Source organism: Candidatus Amarolinea aalborgensis (genome assembly GCF_900491745.1).
Taxonomy (GTDB): Bacteria; Chloroflexota; Anaerolineae; order SSC4; family Amarolineaceae; genus Amarolinea; species Amarolinea aalborgensis.
Map to the genome: position 1 here is coordinate 72069 of NZ_UETR01000015.1, position 17855 is coordinate 89923.

6 protein-coding genes are annotated in these 17855 nt (G+C 64.6%); 3 read left to right on the top strand and 3 right to left on the bottom strand.

Annotated elements, in window-relative coordinates; translation table 11 throughout:
* Positions 1-92 precede the first annotated feature (92 nt).
* The 3 genes from ACPQ6D_RS16830 to ACPQ6D_RS16840 are packed head-to-tail and all read right to left on the bottom strand — an operon-like array spanning position 93 to position 11268.
* Positions 93-8378: an SDR family NAD(P)-dependent oxidoreductase gene (locus tag ACPQ6D_RS16830; RefSeq protein ID WP_423225511.1), complete on the bottom strand. Its 8286-nt coding sequence runs from the start codon at positions 8376-8378 to the stop codon at positions 93-95.
* Between the two features lie 8 nt (positions 8379-8386).
* On the bottom strand, positions 8387-9580 hold the full coding sequence (locus ACPQ6D_RS16835) for a beta-ketoacyl [acyl carrier protein] synthase domain-containing protein (protein ID WP_423225512.1): 1194 nt from the start codon (positions 9578-9580) through the stop codon (positions 8387-8389).
* Positions 9581-9636: 56 nt separating this feature from the next.
* On the bottom strand, positions 9637-11268 hold the full coding sequence (locus tag ACPQ6D_RS16840) for an acyl-CoA dehydrogenase family protein (RefSeq protein ID WP_423225513.1): 1632 nt from the start codon (positions 11266-11268) through the stop codon (positions 9637-9639).
* A 2201-nt stretch (positions 11269-13469) separates the two neighbouring features.
* Here ACPQ6D_RS16840 and ACPQ6D_RS16845 point away from each other — a divergent pair.
* The 3 genes from ACPQ6D_RS16845 (at position 13470) to ACPQ6D_RS16855 (ending at position 17538) form a co-directional block, all read left to right on the top strand.
* Positions 13470-16166, top strand: coding sequence for an SUMF1/EgtB/PvdO family nonheme iron enzyme (locus ACPQ6D_RS16845; protein WP_423225514.1), 2697 nt, complete (start codon positions 13470-13472; stop codon positions 16164-16166).
* 506 nt (positions 16167-16672) lie between these two features.
* Positions 16673-17053, top strand: a complete 381-nt coding sequence (locus ACPQ6D_RS16850; RefSeq protein WP_423225515.1) for a nucleotidyltransferase family protein — start codon at positions 16673-16675, stop codon at positions 17051-17053.
* Positions 17050-17538 (top strand): ribonuclease toxin HepT-like protein, encoded by a 489-nt coding sequence (locus tag ACPQ6D_RS16855; RefSeq protein ID WP_423225516.1) that lies wholly within the window; start codon positions 17050-17052, stop codon positions 17536-17538. The genes ACPQ6D_RS16850 and ACPQ6D_RS16855 overlap by 4 nt, the downstream gene beginning before the upstream one ends.
* Positions 17539-17855 lie beyond the last annotated feature (317 nt).

Here is a 17855-nt window from a genome sequence, read left to right on the forward strand (position 1 = left end):
AGCCGCGGCTGTCGTCAATCCCTTGCGCGGGGGCAGGGGTGACAAGACTTCGGAAGTCTACCAGACTTCCGAAGTCTTGCTTGCTCCACTGCTTACGCCAGAATTGCTTGCAGCGGCGCCAGCAGATCAGCGCTGACGCTGCCGGGCATGGGTACAGTCCGGTAGCCGCGCATGTCCACGTAGACGTTGCCGCTCTCGTCTACGACGACGGCGTCGAAGGATTTGCCGCCATCCACCGGCGTTACGCATGCGTAGAGCCGCTGGCCGTTGGCCTGCTCCGGCTGGCGATAGGCTGTAACCCGCCCAATCGCCATCGGCAGCGCCATGACGCCGGTTGTCGCCATTTCCCAAATGCCCGCGGTTTGGAAGCAGAACTCGATCAGCCGCGGCGCCATCACGGTTTCGGCCGTGTCCGGCGCGGTGTTGGGCGGCAGGAGGTGCGTCATCCGACCGACCACAACGCCGCCTGCCATGCCGACCTCATCCAGCACCTGGTAGGCCGGGCCGTGGAAGTAGATCTTGTAGATGTCAGCCGCGGCGACGGTCTTGCCAATCGGCGCCGGCAGGCTGGCGACCGTGGGTGACTCCAGCTCGGCTGCCGTCAGCCGCACATCGGCCGTGAAGTGAACCTTAACCTGCGGAGGCAGCTCTGGCTTGGGCGCCGGCGTGGCGCCGGTCAGCGTGGTGTGCGCTACGATCTCCCCGTTGGCGCCGGCGCGAGCCGTTGCCTCCAGGTACAGCGTGCGCGGCTGGTGGCGGAAGAACTTGAACGGCGCCATGAACTGCTCATTCTCGATCGCAGCCACCTGGTAGCCGGGGAAGAGGAGCGTCGCCAACTCGGCAAAGCTCTCCGTGCCCATCACGCCAGGCAGGACGGGGACGCCGTCAATTCGATGATCGAACAGGAAGGGCTGCGCGTTCGGATCGAGGGTGGTTTCCACCTCCAGGCCGCCGTAGAGCCGCGCCGCCTTCACCACGCCAATCATCGGCAGCGGTCGCTGGCGTTTCGCCAACATCGCCTGAACCTTGTCTACATCCAGGCCGCCGGTCACGTCTTGTTCACTCATCAGCGCGCCCAGCCGCTGGCCGACGACGATTTCGCCTCTGAACGCGCTGTAGGTCAGCTCGCGGCGGATCGTGGGGACGCCCACTTCGGGCGGCAGCATATCAATGCCCAACATCTCCATGACCTTGGGCACCGAGCCGCGCGTCGCCATGCCAATGCTGCCCCACGCCGTCCAGTCCAGGGCAATGCCGCGGGTCTGGGGACGCCAGGCCTTCATGCTGCTGCTGATTTTGCACAGCAGGTCATTGGCCGCGCTGTAGTCGCTCTGCGCGGCGTTGCCGAAGCGGCCGGCCACTGAGCTGAAGACCACGGTGGCGCCAATCGGCATTCCCGTCGCGGCCTTAAGCAGGTTGAAGAACCCGTCCGCCTTGACGTCGTAGACCAGGGCGAACTGGTTTGGTTCCTTGTCCGGCAGCGGTTTGTCAATCAGCAGGCCGCCGGCGTGCAGAAGCACATCAATGCGCCCGTATCGCTGGCGAATGTCCGCCACCACCGCGGCCACCGACTCTCCGTCGAGCAGATTGATGCTGTGGTAGTGCGCGGTGCCGCCGGCCGCTTCCACGGTTTCGATCGCACGCAGCGCGGCTTCGTTACGCTCGATGGTGATGATCTGTTTGTCAATTTCCACGGGCGTTGGCTTCTTGCCGGCGGCGCGGGCACGTTCGATCAGCGCCTTCTTCAGCGCTTCTTTGTCGCTGCGGAAAAGGCGGATGTCTTCATCGTCGCGCTGCGGCGGCGGCACGACATCCAACAGATAGAAGATCCCTTCGCTGGCGACCGCCAGATCGGTGGTGATGGCGCTGGTGATGCCGCCGGCTGCGCCCGTGACCACAAATACCGTTTCCTTGCCCAAGGTCAGGCCAGCGCTGCCGTCACGCGCAGGCAGCACTTGCAGGGTTGGCGAGTAGCGGACGCCGTCCCGGTAACCGACCTCGATGACGCCGGGGTCGAACAGTGTTTCTGCAATCAGGGCCTCGGCTGGCTCTGCGGTCTTGCGGCTGGCGTCGAAGTCCACCGCTTTGACCAGCGCCTGCTCACGCTCGCGCTTGAAAGCCTTGCTGAAACCGACCACGCCGCCGCCGAGCGGCGCCAATGCGCCCTCCGGGCCGTAGCCGTGCAATCCGCCCAGGCGTACGCCCGCCACCAGGAAGTTGGCCGGGCCGCTGACCGCCTGGAACAACGCGCGCATCGTGGCGTAGAGGTTCTTGACCCGCACGCGGTTAGCTTCGCGCCAGGCCGCCAGGTCCATTTCTTCCAGCCCTGGCTCAGCGTCAAGCGCCGGCAGCCAATAGACGCCCTGGATGGGGCCGGCCGCCAACCAGTCTTGCAGCTGCCCAACGAGCGCATCCATCGCCGGCGCATCTTCCAGCACCAACACGGTCACGCCGCGCTTCTGCAAGCGGCTGACCAGGGCCTTGCCCACTCCGCCCTTGTCCATCATCACGACGACGCGACTGCTCGCATCGAGCGCCACGCCGGTCGGCTTGCAGAACTCCAACGCGGGCCGCACTGATGGCACCACCACACGCCGCGGCGCTCTTTCCGACTCTTCTAGTGTGCCGAAGGTCTTGACGATGGCTTTGGGCTTCGGCGGAGGGGGGACTGAGATTGGAGACTGGAGATTGGAGACCGTGCCTGGCGCCGCGGCCATCGCACCCTGCCCCGTGACCTGATCTCTGGTCTCTGGTCTCTGCTCTCCGGCCAAATCCGGCCGATTCGACAGCACGAACTGGATCACGCTCGCCAGGGTGGGGTAGTCGCGCAGCTTGATGTCATCGCGCCGCGGGATGTCAAAGGCCTGGCGAATGGCGGAGAAGGTCTCGGCCTGCTTGACCGTGTCAATGCCCAGGTCGGCCTCCATGTCCAGCTCCAGGTCCAGCATATCCTGCGGATAGCCGGTTTTTTCGGCAACCACCGTCAGCACCTTGTCCGTCACCGTTGATCGGAGATCGGAGGTGGTTGAGACCGGAGATCTGAGATCGGAGATCTGGCTTGGCGCGGTTGCCGCACCCTGCCCCGTGGCCTGGTCTCTGGTCTCTGTTCTCTGGCCTCCCGCGAGGTCTGGCCGGTTCGACAGCACGAACTGGATCACACTCGCCAGGGTGGGGTAGTCGCGCAGTTTGATGTCATCGCGCCGCGGGATGTCAAAGGCCTGGCGGATGGCAGCGAAGGTCTCGGCCTGCTTGACCGTGTCAATACCCAGGTCGGCCTCCATGTCCAGCTCCAGATCCAGCATATCTTCGGGGTAACCTGTCTTCTCCGCAACCACGGTCAAAACCTTGCCAGTGACCTGAGATCGGAGATCAGAGGATGCTGCGACCGGAGATCGGAGATCGGAGATCGGGCTTGGCGCCGCGACGCTCGTCGGCGCGGCCGTCGGACTCTGCCCCGTGGCCTGGTCTCTGGTCTCTGGTCTTCGGTCCTCCGCCAAATCCGGCCGGCTCTCGCGCACGAAATCTACCACGCGCTTGAGCGTGGGGTAGTCGCGCAGCTTGACCTCGTCGCGGCGCGGAATATCGAACGCCTCCCGGATGGCGGCGAAGGTCTCGGCCTGCTTGACCGTGTCAATGCCCAGGTCGGCCTCCATGTCGAGTTCCAGATCGAGCATGTCCTGCGGATAGCCGGTCTTGTCCGCAACAATGGCAAGCACTTTGTCCACAATCGGCGATCCGGCTGCGGAGGTGACTGAGATTGGAGATTGGAGATTGGAGACTGGGCCTGGCGCCGCGACGCTCGTCGGCGCGGCCATCGGACTCTGCCCCGTGGCCTGGTCTCTGGTCTCTGGTCTTCGGTCCTCTGCCAAATCGGGCCGGCTCTCGCGCACGAAATCCACCACGCGCTTGAGCGTGGGGTAGTCGCGCAGCTTGACGTCGTCACGGCGTGGAATGTCGAACGCCTCCCGGATGGCGGCGAAGGTTTCGGCCTGCTTGACCGTGTCTATGCCCAGGTCAGCCTCCATGTCCAGCTCCAGGTCGAGCATGTCGCTGGGGTAGCCGGTCTTCTCAGCCACAATCGCAAGGACTTTGTCAATCACCGGAGATCGGAGGTCGGAGATTGGGCTTGGCGCCGCGACGCTCGTCGGCGCGGCCATCGCACCCGGCCCCGTGGCCTGATCTCTGGTCTCTGATCTCTGCTCTTGGACCTCTGGCCTTTGCTCTGCCGCCAAATCCGGCCGGCTCTCGCGCACGAAATCCACCACGCGCTTGAGCGTGGCATAATCGCGCAGCTTGATGTCGTCGCGGCGCGGAATACCGAAGGCATCGCGCACGGCGGCGAAGGTTTCGGCCTGCTTGACCGTGTCAATGCCCAGGTCCGCCTCCAGGTCGAGTTCCAAGTCAAGCATATCGCTCGGATAGCCGGTCTTTTCAGCCACCAAGGCCAGGACCCGTTCGACGACGGTATCTTTGGCGGGCGCGGCCGGCGCTTCAACCATCACCGGCGCTGGCGCTGGCGCCGCAGGCGCGACAGGCTGGGTGACTGACGCTACAGGCGCGACAGGCTGGGTGATTGGCGCCGCAGGCGCGACGGGCTGGGCGACTGGCGCTGCAGGCGCTGGTGGAGTCTCGCTGGGGGCAGGTTTTGGCGCAAGCGGTGCAGGCGGCGGGGCCGTCACGGCCGGGGGCGCCGCAATGGCTGGCGCTGCAGGCGGCGCGATGACCATCGGCGCCGGCATTGGGTGAGCTACGCCCGCGCCATCGCCGGCAGCCAGCGTACGCACGACAGGGCCGGTGCCCACACGCCAGGTGCTCGGCGCGGGTTGGCGCATGGGAGCTGCTTCGCTGCGGATGCGCAGCACGCGCTTGACCACCTCGGTTTCGGCGCGATCGTAACCGCTGACGTCCTCCAGCCAACGCTGGTAGAGCGCCTTGTTGTCGGTGCGATCGAACGCGCCGGGGATGCGCCGCGTCAGGGTCATGGCAATCTGCGAGCCAAAGCCGGCCGCCAGGTGCAGCGCGTACTGCACCGGGTAGCGGCCGCCGCGGCTGAGATTGAGCATGCCCAGGTCTGGATCCACTTCCTTGAAGTTGGGCACGGGCGGTACGATCCCGTACTCCAGAATCTTGACCGCGATCACGTCCTCGACGCCGACCCCCATCGGGTGGCCGGTGAAGCCCTTCGTGTTCGCCATAATGATTTGGTTGGTGACATCGCCGAAGGTGCTGCGCAGCGCGATGACCTCGGCGGCGGCGCTGCCCCCGCGGGCCGGCGTGAAGGTTTCATGTGACATGAAGACCATCTGCGGCGCCATCGTGCGGCGGTCTACGCCGAAGCGACGCTCGGCTGCGATCACCAGGTTGTTCATCACCAGGGCAATGTGGTCTACGTCCAGACGGGTGCCGTGGAAGGCGCTGTTGTTGGTCTCGCTGCTCAGCAGTTCAACGATGCCGCGCATCCCGCGCTCGCGCACCGCGTCTTCGCTTTCCACGACCAGGGCGCACGCGCCCATGCCCAGGAGGGTGCCGTGGCGGCGACGGTCGAACGGCAGCGCTGCTTCTTCCACTTTATCGTCGGTGGCAGCCGCGCCGGTTGCCAGGAAGCCCGCGCCCACCCATTCCATCAGGTTGTCGCTGGTCACGTCGTCCGCGCCGACCACGATCACGCGCCGGCAGCGGCCGCCGCGAATCCAGTCCTCGGCAATAGACACGCCTTGCGCGGTGCTGGCGCACGCGGCGTTGACCTGGGTGTTAGGCCCACGCGCGCCGATGTATTCGGCGAACTGGCTGTGGCCCATGGCCAGGATGCGGAAGAGGAAGCGACGGTCGAAGACGTACGGTTCTCGCGCCAGATCGTCGCGCGCGGCGTTGATGCGCCGGTCTAGTTCCAGTAGGGCCTGGTTCTCATTGACGTAGCCGCGCAACGCTTGCAGCATCTCCAGATGGTGCAGGCGCTCTTGCCAGAGGTAGTAACGCCTCATCTCATCGGCGAAACGGTCGCCGCCGGGGAAGGCGCTGGCAAAGATGATGCCGGTTTCGTCGCGCAGACTCTCCGGCAGCATCCAGCGGTCGGGCAGGTAGCGGCCTGTGCTGGTGCGCTTCCAGGTTTGAACCAATGGAATGCCGGCTTCGCGCAGCGCGTCCAGGCCGGCAGCCATCGCCAGTTGGGTGGTGATATCCAGCGCCTCCACCAGCTTGTCCGGCACGCCGTACTCTTCGCTCAGGTCGAAGCTGCCTGCGCGGCCGGCCAGCTTGATCACTTCACCGGAATCGGTGATGGTCTCGAAGCTGCCGCTGCCATCTGCAGCCTTGACCACACGGGTGACGTGTTTTTCGGCCATGACGCGACGGAAACGTTCGGGGATCAGGTCCACAAACTGTTCGCCGCGCAGGATGCGCAGTGCGTTGTCTGGGTCCATCACCGATTTGTTGACGCCCGGAAGTCCAAGTCCGGTGCCGCTGATGACGATGGAGCCTTGCGGCGCGTCGTTGCGGTCGAAGGTCTTGGGCGCCGGCTGAGCCATCGTTTGCATCATCTGGGCAAACATCTGGCCCATCATCTGGAAGGCTTGCGCCGGAGGAAGGGACGGCATGTTGGGCATGGCAAAATCCTGTTCGATTGGCATGGTCGCAGCAGCAGGCGCCGAAGGCGCGGCCGCCGCACTAACCGATGACGCCGGCGCGGGCACGGAAGCTTCCGCCGCGGCGTTCGGTTTCTGGTCTCTCAGTTCCCAGGCCGGCTGGTTGGCAGTCAAACCGTAACCAGCCGCATACAGCCCGCACAGCGCCTGGTTGAAACTTGGCAGCTCGCCGGTCTTGGGATGATTGGTGAAGAGCGAAACGACATCAGGCTTGCTGCCCAGGACGTCGTCCACCAGGCCTTTGAGCGCCTTTTTGGCGCCGACTTCGACGAAGGTGCGCGCGCCTGCCGCGTAGAGCGTCTCCAAGCCCTTGATCCACTGCACGGGCGAGGCGATTTGCAATTCTAGCAGGTCCTTGATGCCTTCGACATCATTGGGATAGAACTCGCCGTAGACGTTGCCGACCAGCGGCAGGTGCGGCGGGGAGATGCGCAGGCGGTTCAGCACCTGGCGCAGCGGTTTGCTGGCCGGGGCCACAATGCGTGTGTGGAAGGCGTGGCTGACCGGCAGGCGCACCGCCTGATAGCCCATGCCGTTGAAGACGCCGATGGCCTCTTCCACGGATTTGCTCTCGCCGCCAATCACCGATTGACTGTAGCTGTTGATGTTGGCCGCGACCACATAGCCCTTGATCTTCGGCAGCGTCTCTTCGATCACGCTGTACGGCGCCATGACTGCGGCCATCCAGCCGTTGTCGCCCATGCTGACCTTGGTCATCTCGCTGCCGCGCGCGGCTGCAGCTTCCAGCGCGTCCGCAAAAGGCATGATGCCTGCGGCAATCAGTGCGCCATATTCGCCGAGCGAGTGGCCCATGACCATGTCTGGGTACTGCCCGTACGTTGCCAGCAGTTTATAGATAGCAGTGTCAATCGTCAGCATGGCCGGCTGCGTGATCGCGGTCTGCATCAGGTCGCGCTCGACGCGTTTCATGGCCTCGGGATCATGGCTGTCCACGAAGATGTAGCTGGTGAGCGGTTTGCCCAGGATGGGCGTCATCACGCGGTCGCCCTCGGCAAAGACCTCGGCCACCACCGGATCGGCCGCAGCCAGCTCACGCCCCATGTTGGCATACTGGCTGCCCTGACCCGGGAAGAGGAAGGCTACCTTGCCCGGTTTGGGGCCGCTGCCGCGGAAGACGCCCTGGCCCTGCAGCGCCTTCCAGGCCGCGGCGTTGTCAAAACCGGCGGCCTTACGCGCTTTGCCCAGCCGGTCGAGCAGCTCATCGGCCGCGCCAAAGTCAATGACCAGGCGCTCCTGCGCGGTCAGGTCGGCCGCGGCGGGCGGCGCGATGGGCGGCGTCCAGCCATCTTCGACGCGACGCCACAGCGCATCGAGTTTATCCTTGAGCTCAACCGGCGACGCCGCGCCCACCGCCAGGATACCGCGCAGCGGCGTCTTGGTCGGCGCGTGTAGGGTGACGGGGCCTGCGCTGGCCGGCGGCGCCGCGGTTGCGGCCGCGCTGGCGGCTGGCTGCGCCTGGCTGCTGGGGACGTTCACGCCAGCATAGGTCGCCGCTTCGCGACCCAAAGCGCCCGGCACATGCTCTTCCACCACGACATGGAAATTCGTGCCGCCAAAGCCATACGCGCTCACCCCGGCCCGACGTGGGCCGTGGGCCGGCTGCGGCCAGGCCTGCAGGTCGTGGTTGACGAAGAATGGCATGGCTTCGAAATGGAGGTTCGGATTGGGCTTCTGTGCATTGAGCGTGGGCGGCAGCACCTTGTCGTACACCGCCATCACGGCCTTCAGCAGACCGGCTGCGCCGCGCCGGCCTTCAGATGGCCGATGTTGCTCTTAGCCGATCCGATGGCGATGCTGCCGACCGGCGCATTCCCGAAGATGGTCGCCAGGCTTTCCACTTCCACCACGTCGCCCACCTTGGTGCTGGTGCCGTGCGCTTCGTCCAACGTCGCGCTGGCAGGGTCGAGCCCGGCGTTTTCCCACGCGCGCTGCGTGGCTAACCGCTGGCCGATCGGATTGGGCGCCGTAATGCCTTTGCCTTTGCCGTCGCTGGAGCCGCCGACGCCGCGAATCACGGCGTAAATTTTGTCGCCGTCGCGTTCGGCGTCGCTCAAGCGCTTGAGCAAAAACGCAGCCGCGCCTTCACCCATCACGAAGCCATCCGCGCCGTCGCCGAATGGCCGGCTGCCGCTGGCGCTGAGCGCGCCAATCTTGCTGAATTTTACGAAGCTGTTCGCCCCCATGTTGCGGTCTACGCCGCCCGTCAGCACCGCATCGCAGCGGAAATTGATCAGGTTTTCCACGGCCGCTTCGACCGCGGCAAAGGTGGACGCGCAGGCCGCGTCGGTGATGAAGCTCGGGCCGCGCAAGTTGAAGACGTTGGCGATGCGGCCGGCCACAATGTTGGCCAGCTCGCCAGGCATCGTATCTTCGGTGATGTTAGGGAAGCGCTCGTGGACCATCTCGCGTACGTCGGCCATCAAGGCCTCGCGCACGTCAGCCGGCAGCTGTTTGAATGCCGCGGCATCTGCCAACGCGTGCGCATATTCCGGGAAGAAAATGCGCAGACTGCTGGCATAATGCAGCTCGCCGCCCATCGCGGTGCCCAGGATCACGCCGGTGCGTTCCGTGTTCAACGGCCGATTGGGGTAGCCGTAGTCGGCCAACGCCTCGGCGGCGATGGTCACAGCCCACTGCTGGCTCTCGTCCATCGCCGCGGCCACTTTGGGCGGGATGCGAAACTGCTTCCAATCGAACTGAAAACCACGCACCCAGGCGCCAATCTTGCTGTAGGTCTTGTCCGGCGCGCTGGGGTCCGGGTCATAATAATCGGCCGCGCTCCAGCGCTCTGGCGGCACATCGGTGATGCTGTAGCGCTTGGTGCGGATGTTTTTCCAAAACGCGGGGGCGTTGGGCGCATCCGGCAGGACAGCGCCCACGCCCACCACCGCAATGGCACGGTCTGCGGTTTGATTCATGTCTTGTACTCCTCATTGCCAGCCGAGCGCATCATTACGCGCGGCTTGATCAGCTGCTACTCGGCCGGAAACGCCTCATTGAGCTTCTTGCTGACGAAATCCATGTCCTCGATCAGTCCGGCCTGCGCCTGGTAGATGCCCGGCAGATTGAGGGATCCGGCCAGGTTGGGATCGGTTTGCCCAGCGCCGATGGCCCAGCGCAGACCTTCGTCCGCGACCTTGAGCGCGGCGTCGCGTGCATGGATGCGGGCCATGGCCTGGCGGGTTGCCACATCGAGCGGAATCGCCGTCGTGGGATGGGACTGCACGCGCTCGGCAAAGATGGCCGCCGTCTCCGCGTAGGCGATCAACTCGCCCAGGCGGAAGAGGATGTGCTGGTTGCGCGTCAGGCGGTCAATGCGACAGCGTTCCAGCACCACAGCTAATGCGCGCAGGGCCATGGCCGCGGCAGCCGCGCCGTTGTACGGCTCCGTGCGGTGCACCTTGTCCAGGCGCGCAGCCCAGTCGTTGTAGTAGGCGCCGCGGGTCTTCAGGTGCAGCTGCCAGCGGTCGCGGGCGATGGTCCATTCCATGATTTCCGAGGTGCCTTCATAAATAGTGGTGATCTTGACATCGCGCTTGATCTTCTCCACCATGTATTCTTTGGTATAGCCATAGCCGCCGTGGGCCTGGATGGAGTCTTCGGCCGCCTTGTTGCCGGCTTCGGTCGCCAGGTACTTCGCCACGGCGCCTTCGGTTTGCAGATCAGGCTCGCCGCCATCGAGACGTTCGGCGGTCCATTCAATGTAAGAACGGGCCGCTTCCAGGCGCACGGCATTGGGCACGATCAGCTTGTGCGTGTAGCCCTGCTTCTGGCTCAGCGGCGCGCCGCCTTGAATGCGCACCTGGGAGTAGGGAATGGTCCGCTTGAGCGCGGCCCAGCCGCCGCCCAGGCCGAACGCGGCCACCATCAAGCGGGTGTAACCAAAGACCGCCTGCGCCTGCACCAGTCCCTGTCCTTCCACGCCGCCCACCAGGCGGTCGGCCGGCACATAGACATTGTCCAGGAAGAGGGCCGCCGTGTTGCTGGCGCGAATGCCGTGCTTGTCCTCTGGCTTGCCCTTCGTGAAGCCTTCGGCGTCGTGCTCCACCACAAACCAGCTCGGGCCGCCCGGCGCGTTCGCGAGGATGGTGTAAATTTTGGCGACGCCGCCGTTGCTGATCCACTGCTTGCGGCCGGTGATATGATAACCGGTCACCTTGCCGTCTTCGATCACCGGCTCGGCCTTGGTCTTCAGCGAGCCGAGGTCGCTGCCGGCCTGTGGCTCCGTGGCGCCGTAGGCCACCAGCAGGCCCTCGTTGGCGATGCGACCCATCCAATGGGCCTTTTGCTCAGGCGTGCCGCCTACGGTAATCGGGTCGCTGCCCAGGAAAGTGGCAAGCACGCCGGTGGCGATGCCCAGGTCAATGCCGGCCATCACTTCGGAGATGCGATAGATGTCATAGGCGCCGCCGCCCATGCCGTCGAACTCTTCGGGAATGAAGAGCAAATGCAGGCCTACGTCGCCGTAGAGCGCCTGCAGGACATCATGTGGGAATTCATCCTTATAATCCAGCTCAAGCAAGTAGGCGTTGGTCAGTTCACGCTCTGCATATTTTTGCAGCGTGGACAACACCATATTGAGGGTTTGGGTATCCAGTCCGGCCATCGAATGGTTCCTCCTAACCTGAAAATGCTTTGACGCAACGGCGCAAAAACGTGAAGGACTTCTCCTCCACGGTTGTGCGCCCTGCGCATAGGTAACTTATCGTCGTAATCTGTACTCAGCCTGTGACAAAATGAACAAGCGGAATTATAGGCGTCGTGACAAAACGGTCATATGCGCCATATCATACGCGCTGCCCGATTTTCTGATTTCTTATGGCGCACTGCGTCAGTTTGGCGGTATGTGCTGCATTCACCTGTGTATTGTGAGCGAGAAAAGGGCTATCGAAGATCATGATGCCCGCGGTTGGGTCATTCTATTCAGACAGCGTCTCCTGTCAACTTTGTGACGTGCGGGAAGGACGTCCCCTTGCGCAGGCTGGCTGCGCCATCCAGCGTCGGGCCAACCGAGAACGTTCTCGACGGCGAAGGCTTCTTACCGGGCGGGCCTGCGCCAGGTTGGGCGATTGCCCGGCTGCCAACCCTCGCAGGGGAACGTGGACATCGCAGCGTTGGCGTGTGAGGATGCCGCGTGCCTCTGAGATCGTCATCTGGTTGCAGCCCTGCGAGGGGGATTCCCTTGCGCAGGCTGGCTGCGCCATCCAGCGCTGGGCCAACCGATAACGTTCTTGACGGCGAAGGCTTCTTACCGGGCGGGCCTGCGCAAGGTTGGGCGATTGTCCGGCCGCCAACCCTCGCAGGGGAACGTGGACATCGCAGCGTTGGCGTGTGAGGATGTCGCGTGACTCTGAGATCGTCATCTGGTCGCAGCCCTGCGAGGGGGATTCCCTTGCGCAGGCTGGCTGCGCCATCCAGCGTCGGGCCAACCGAGAACGTTCTCGACGGCGCAGGCTTCTTACCGGCGGGCCTGCGCCGGGTTGGAGCGTTGCCCGGCTGCCAACCCTCGCAGGGGAACGTGGACATCGCAGCGTTGGCGTGTGAGGATGTCGCGTGCCTCTGAGATCGTCATCTGGTCGCAGCCCTGCGGGGATTCCTTGCCGGGCTGGCTGCGCCATCCAGCGTCAGGCCAACCGAGAACGTTCTCGACGGCGCAGGCTTCTTACCGGGCGGCCTGCGCCAGGTTGGGCGATTGCCCGGCTGCCAACCCTCGCAGGGGAACGTGGACATCGCCAGCGTTGGCGTGTAGGATGTCGCGTGCCTCTGAGATCGTCATCTGGTCGCAGCCCTGCGAAGGATTCCCTTGCGCAGGCTGGCTGCGCCATCCAGCGTCGGGCCAACCGAGAACGTTCTCGACGGCGAGGCTTCTTACCGGGCGGGCCTGCGCGGGGGCGTGCCGGCTGCCAGCCCTCGCGGGACGTGGACATCGCAGCGTTGGCGTGTGAGGATGTCGCGTGCCTCTGATCGTCGTCGGTCCAGCCCTGCGGTTCCGCGCAGGCTGTGCGCCATCCAGCGTAGGCCAACCGATAACGTTCTCGACGGCGCAGGCTCCTTACCGGGCGGGCCTGCGCCGGGTTGGCGATTGCCCGGCTGCCAACCCTTGCAGGGGTGCGTGGACATCGCAGCGTTGGCGTGCGAGGATGTCGCGTGCCTCTGAGATCGTCATCTGGTCGCAACCCTGCGAGGGATTCCCTGCGCAGGCTGGCTGCGCCATCCAGCGTTGGGCCAACCGATAACTGTTCTCGACGGCGCAGGCTCCTTACCGGGCGGGCCTGCGCCAGGTTCGACGTGCCAGGCTGCCAACCCTCGCGGGGAACGTGGACATCGCAGCGTTGGCGTGTGAGGATGTCGCGTGCCTCTGAGATCGTCATCTGGTCATAGCCCTGCGGATTCCCTTGCGCAGGCTGGCTGCGCCATCCAGCGTTAGGCCAACCGATAACGTTCTTGACGGCGAAGGCTTCTTACCGGGCGGGCCTGCGCCAGGTTGGGCGATTGCCCGGCTGCCAACCCTCGCAGGGGAACGTGGACATCGCAGCGTTGGCGTGTGAGGATGTCGCGTGCCTCTGAGGGCGTCATCTGGTTGCAGCCCTGCGAGGGGGATTCCCTTGCGCAGGCTGGCTGCGCCATCCAGCGTTGGGCCAACCGATAACGTTCTCGACGGCGAAGGCTTCTTACCGGGCCGACCTGCGCCAGGTTGGGCTGACGCTGCGGCCCTGCGAGGGGGACGCCCTTTTGATGTTTCGGCGCTTGTGGCGTACAATTTCGGCGGCGCCCATTTGCGCCTGCCCATCAAGGAGGGAACCCGCTATGACCACTCGCCCGTCCCGTCCCTGGCTGCTGCCCGGCCTGATTGCGCTGATCCTGGCGATTGGCGGCCTGGCCGCCAATTGGGTGGCCGCCGACCTGCAGGAAACGCTTAAACCCGTGCGCTGGTTCGTCTGGGGCTTGTTTCTCATTTCGACGGCTGCGGCAATCTGGCTGGCGATCCAAGAGGCGCGGCGCCCGGCCGACCGCACGCCCGGCGGCTTCCAGGCGGCCAAGCAGTACGAGGAGCAGCGCCGGCGCTACTTACAGCGCATCGCCGCCGACCTGCGCTTCTTACCGCTGACCGCGGTGGACATCAAGGCGGCCAGCGCGGAGACGCCCGTGGAAGAAAGGTTGCCGCTGGCCGATGTCTACGTGGCGCTCGATACCAAAACCCGTGTGCGCGTGGACAACCCGTCTGGCCGTAAAGAGTCGCAGGTGGAGGCCCTCGGCCGCCCCGATGAGCGCCCCTGGTCGGCGTTGGAGGCCGTGGCGCAGACCCCGCGCCTGGTGTTGGTGGGCGAACCGGGCGGCGGCAAATCCACCTTCGTCAATCACCTGGCCTACTGCCTGGCCAATGCGAATTTGGAGCCTCGGGGCGCGTGGCTCAACCGGCTTCCGGCGTGGCCCGCGGACGCCAGCCAACTGCTGCCCGTGCCGGTGACGTTACGTTACCTGGCGGCCTGGCTGAGCAAGACCACCGATCCGCCGCGCAAGACCGGCCTGCTGCTGGAGTACCTGGCGTCCTGGCTCAAGGAAACCGGCCTCGACGACTGTTTCGATTGGCTGCACGGCCACCTCTCAGACGGCGCCGCCATCTTGCTCCTGGATGGCCTGGATGAGGTGCCGGTCCAATCTAAAGTGCTGGGGCGCATCAAAGAGATGATCAACGACCTGCCCACCGCCTACCCGAGCCTGCGCGTGGTCGTGACCTGCCGCGTGCTCAGCTACCAGGACAAGCGCTGGCATTTGCCCGACGCGCTATGGCCCACGGTGGTGGAGCTGGCGCCGCTGGATGAAGACAAGATGGATGCGTTCATCACGGCCTGGTATCGCCAACTGGCGGTGATGCGCGAACGCACGCCCGGCGAGGCCGAGACCTCGGCCGCCAAGCTGAGCCGCGCCGTGCGCCGTGAGGACCTGCGCCGGCTGGCGCGCAATCCGCTGCTGCTGACCACGATGGCGGTGGTGCACACGCGCAGGGACGAGCTGCCGGACGCCCGCGTGCTGCTCTACCGTGACGTGGTGGACCTGCTGCTGTTACGCTGGGAAGCGGTCAAGCTCAAGGGAGAAGTTGGGGAAACGACCTGGCGCCGCCTGTTGACCGAGGCTGGTCTACAGGATAATGATGTGCAGGAGGCGTTGTGGCGCCTCGCCTACGACGTGCATGCCCAGTTGCCCGCGGGCGCCGACCGTGAGACGACGGCCGACGTGACGATGACAGCCCTCCTGCAAGCCCTGGCCGACCTGCATCCGCAGAGGAGCAGGGATTGGGCCGACCAGGTGGTGGCGGTGATGAATGTGTGCGCGGGCCTCCTTGTGGAGGTGGTGCCGGGTCAGCTCTATCGTTTTCCGCATCGCACCTTCCAGGAATACCTGGCTGCCTGTCAGCTCAGCAGCCAGGGTGACTTCGTGGAGCAGGCCAAACAACTGGCAGGCAGCGGCGCCCTTTGGCGTGAGGTGATTTTGCTGGCGGTAGGCAACCAAGTGCAGGGCAATCGCAACGAGCCGCTCCTGTTGGTGGACGAGCTGTGCCCCAAGACGTTGCCCGCGTCTGACGCGGATTGGCGCCGGGTGTGGTTGGCCGGACAGGTGCTGTTGGAAATCAGCTTGCCGCGGGCGCAGCGTCGCGATCTGGGTTCTGAATTGATCGTTCGTGTGCGCCAGCAACTGATCCACCTCATCACGCATGACTGCCTGACCCCACGCGAACGGGCCGAGGCCGGCTCTGTGCTTAGCGCGGTGGGCGATCCACGGAACTTCAACGCGATGGTTCCCGTGCCCGCGGGCGAGTTCACGATGGGCAGCAATGACAGTCGTTGGGATGACGAAAAACCGGCCCATCGCGTCTTCGTGGCCGATTTTCGCATCGGCGCCTACCCGGTCACGAACAGTCAGTACGAGGAATTCGTCCTGGCGACCAACCACGAGCCGCCAGTTCACTGGCGAGGACATCGCGCGCCAGTCGAGCTGCGCAACCACCCCGTGGTCTACGTCAGTTGGCACGACGCCAACGCGTACTGCGCCTGGCGCAGCCATCAGGAGGGGCGTGTGGTGCGCCTGCCCACGGAGGCGGAGTGGGAGAAGGCCGCGCGCGGCCCTTCGACAGACTCAGGGGATGGCCGCACCTGGCCGTGGGGCAACACCTTCGACGCCATGAAGTGCAACATGAACCAGACCGGCATTGGCGATACCAGCCCGGTGGGCATTTTTGCGGCCGGCCGCAGTCCTTATGAGGCCTTCGATATGGCCGGCAATGTGTGGGAGTGGACGCGCAGCGTTTGGGGTGCAGAGTTCGGCTATCCATATCGGGCCGATGACGGGCGAGAGGATCAGAGTAGAACAAATGTTTCTCGTGTGGTGCGTGGCGGCTCTTTCCTCAACGGCGATGATGCCGTGCGCTGCGCCTGTCGTAACGGGAACTCGCCCGGCGCCCGCGACAATAATGTGGGTTTTCGGGTGGTCGCCCCCGGCCTCTGAACCTCTGCCTCTCTCTGCTCTGACCTCTGATCTGCGCTCTGGGGACGTGCGCAACGGCGGGTGAAGCAGGGTCACGACCCTTGGGTGGGGGTCTGGGGGCTGCTCGCTGCGCCCTTTACGGCGTGCGATACCCGCCCATGAATGAATTCACGGGCTGATACAACGAAACCTGCCGAGGCAGGTTGCCGCCAACGCAACCCGCTTGAGCGGGTTTGACCGTATCAGACGCAAGGCCCCCTCGGCCCGACTGGAGGTACCGCCGCGCAGCCCCGCAGGGGCTTGCACCTGCTAGCCGGACAGCTTTAGCTTTTGTCTCCGGCGTCTCGGCGGACCAACACCGTCCGGCCAGGAGGCCGGACCTACAGAAACGGCCCTCGCGCCGCTTCCACGGAACGATAGCCGGCCTGCGTTACCGGGTTGATTTCTTCATCTTCATGAACTGCTGTACGGCGCTTGCACGCCTTGCTGATTGCCTATCGTCGCGGTAAAATACGATGTGAGGTACCATGCCACCAACGTTGCCAATTCCACCCGAAAAAATGGCCGTCTATCGGGCCACGGCGCAGCGGCGTGAGCAGGAACGCCGGGCGATGGTGGAGGCGCGGCGCGACCGCGCGCTGGCCCTGGCGCAGACAGCCAGCCAGTTGCTCAAGCAGGAGTTTGGCGCCCAGCGTGTCGTGCTGTTTGGTTCCACCCTGGCGCCGGCGTTCTTTCACGAACGCTCCGATATTGACCTGGCGGTGTGGGGCTTGGATGAGCGTCTCTACCTGCGCGCCCTGGGCCGCCTGCTCGACCTCGATCCCGCGTTTGAGTTCGACCTGGTCGAATTTGAAGCCGCTCCGCCGCGCCTGCAGACATCCATTCAGGAGGAAGGAGTAGACCTGTGAACGAGAATTACGATGCCTTAGCCACGCGCCTCCGTGAGAACCTGGTCGATCTTGCGCGCGTGGTGGAGCGTACGGACCGCTTGCTGGTCAAGGCCGCACAACAAAACGACGATGACTACCTCGATGGCGTGGCGCTCAACCTGCACAGTTTCTACACCGGCGTCGAACAGTTGTTGGAAGTCATTGCGCGCCAATTCGATGGCTCGGTGCCGCAAGGGCCTGACTGGCATCGGGACTTGCTGCTGCAGATGTCCGGTGAGCTTAGCGGCCGGCGTCCGCCCGTCATCAGCCGCGCGACGCGCCATTGCCTGGACGAGTACCGCAGCTTCAGGCACATCGTGCGCAACGTGTACACGTTCAACCTGCGCCCCACGCGCCTGCGCGAACTGGTTGGCGACCTGGCTGCGTGCTTCACAACCCTGGTCAACGATCTTGAAGCCTTCTGCGTGTTTCTCGAAGGCGGGGCTTTCACGCCGGAGACATGATCGCCGGCTTCCAACTGGTTTGCTCCGTTCACCGGAGCGTAGGGCAAGCGTAGGGTTGGCGTCCAGTTTGGCGCCTTTTTTTGTGTTAGACTGACACTAGAAACAAGTGAGCAAAGACGTGAATCTCTTCTTTCTTCTCCTCCTTTTCGATGAACATCCCAGGTCGGGCAGCCTGGGATGTTCGTATTTCTGGGGTCTCTAAAGAGAGATCAGGGATCAGAGACCAGAGACCGGGTGTGTGCAGGGGGAGTTTCGCCATCTCCGGTCTCCGGTCTCCGGTCTCCGGTCTCCGGTCTCCGGTCTCCGGTCTCCGGTCT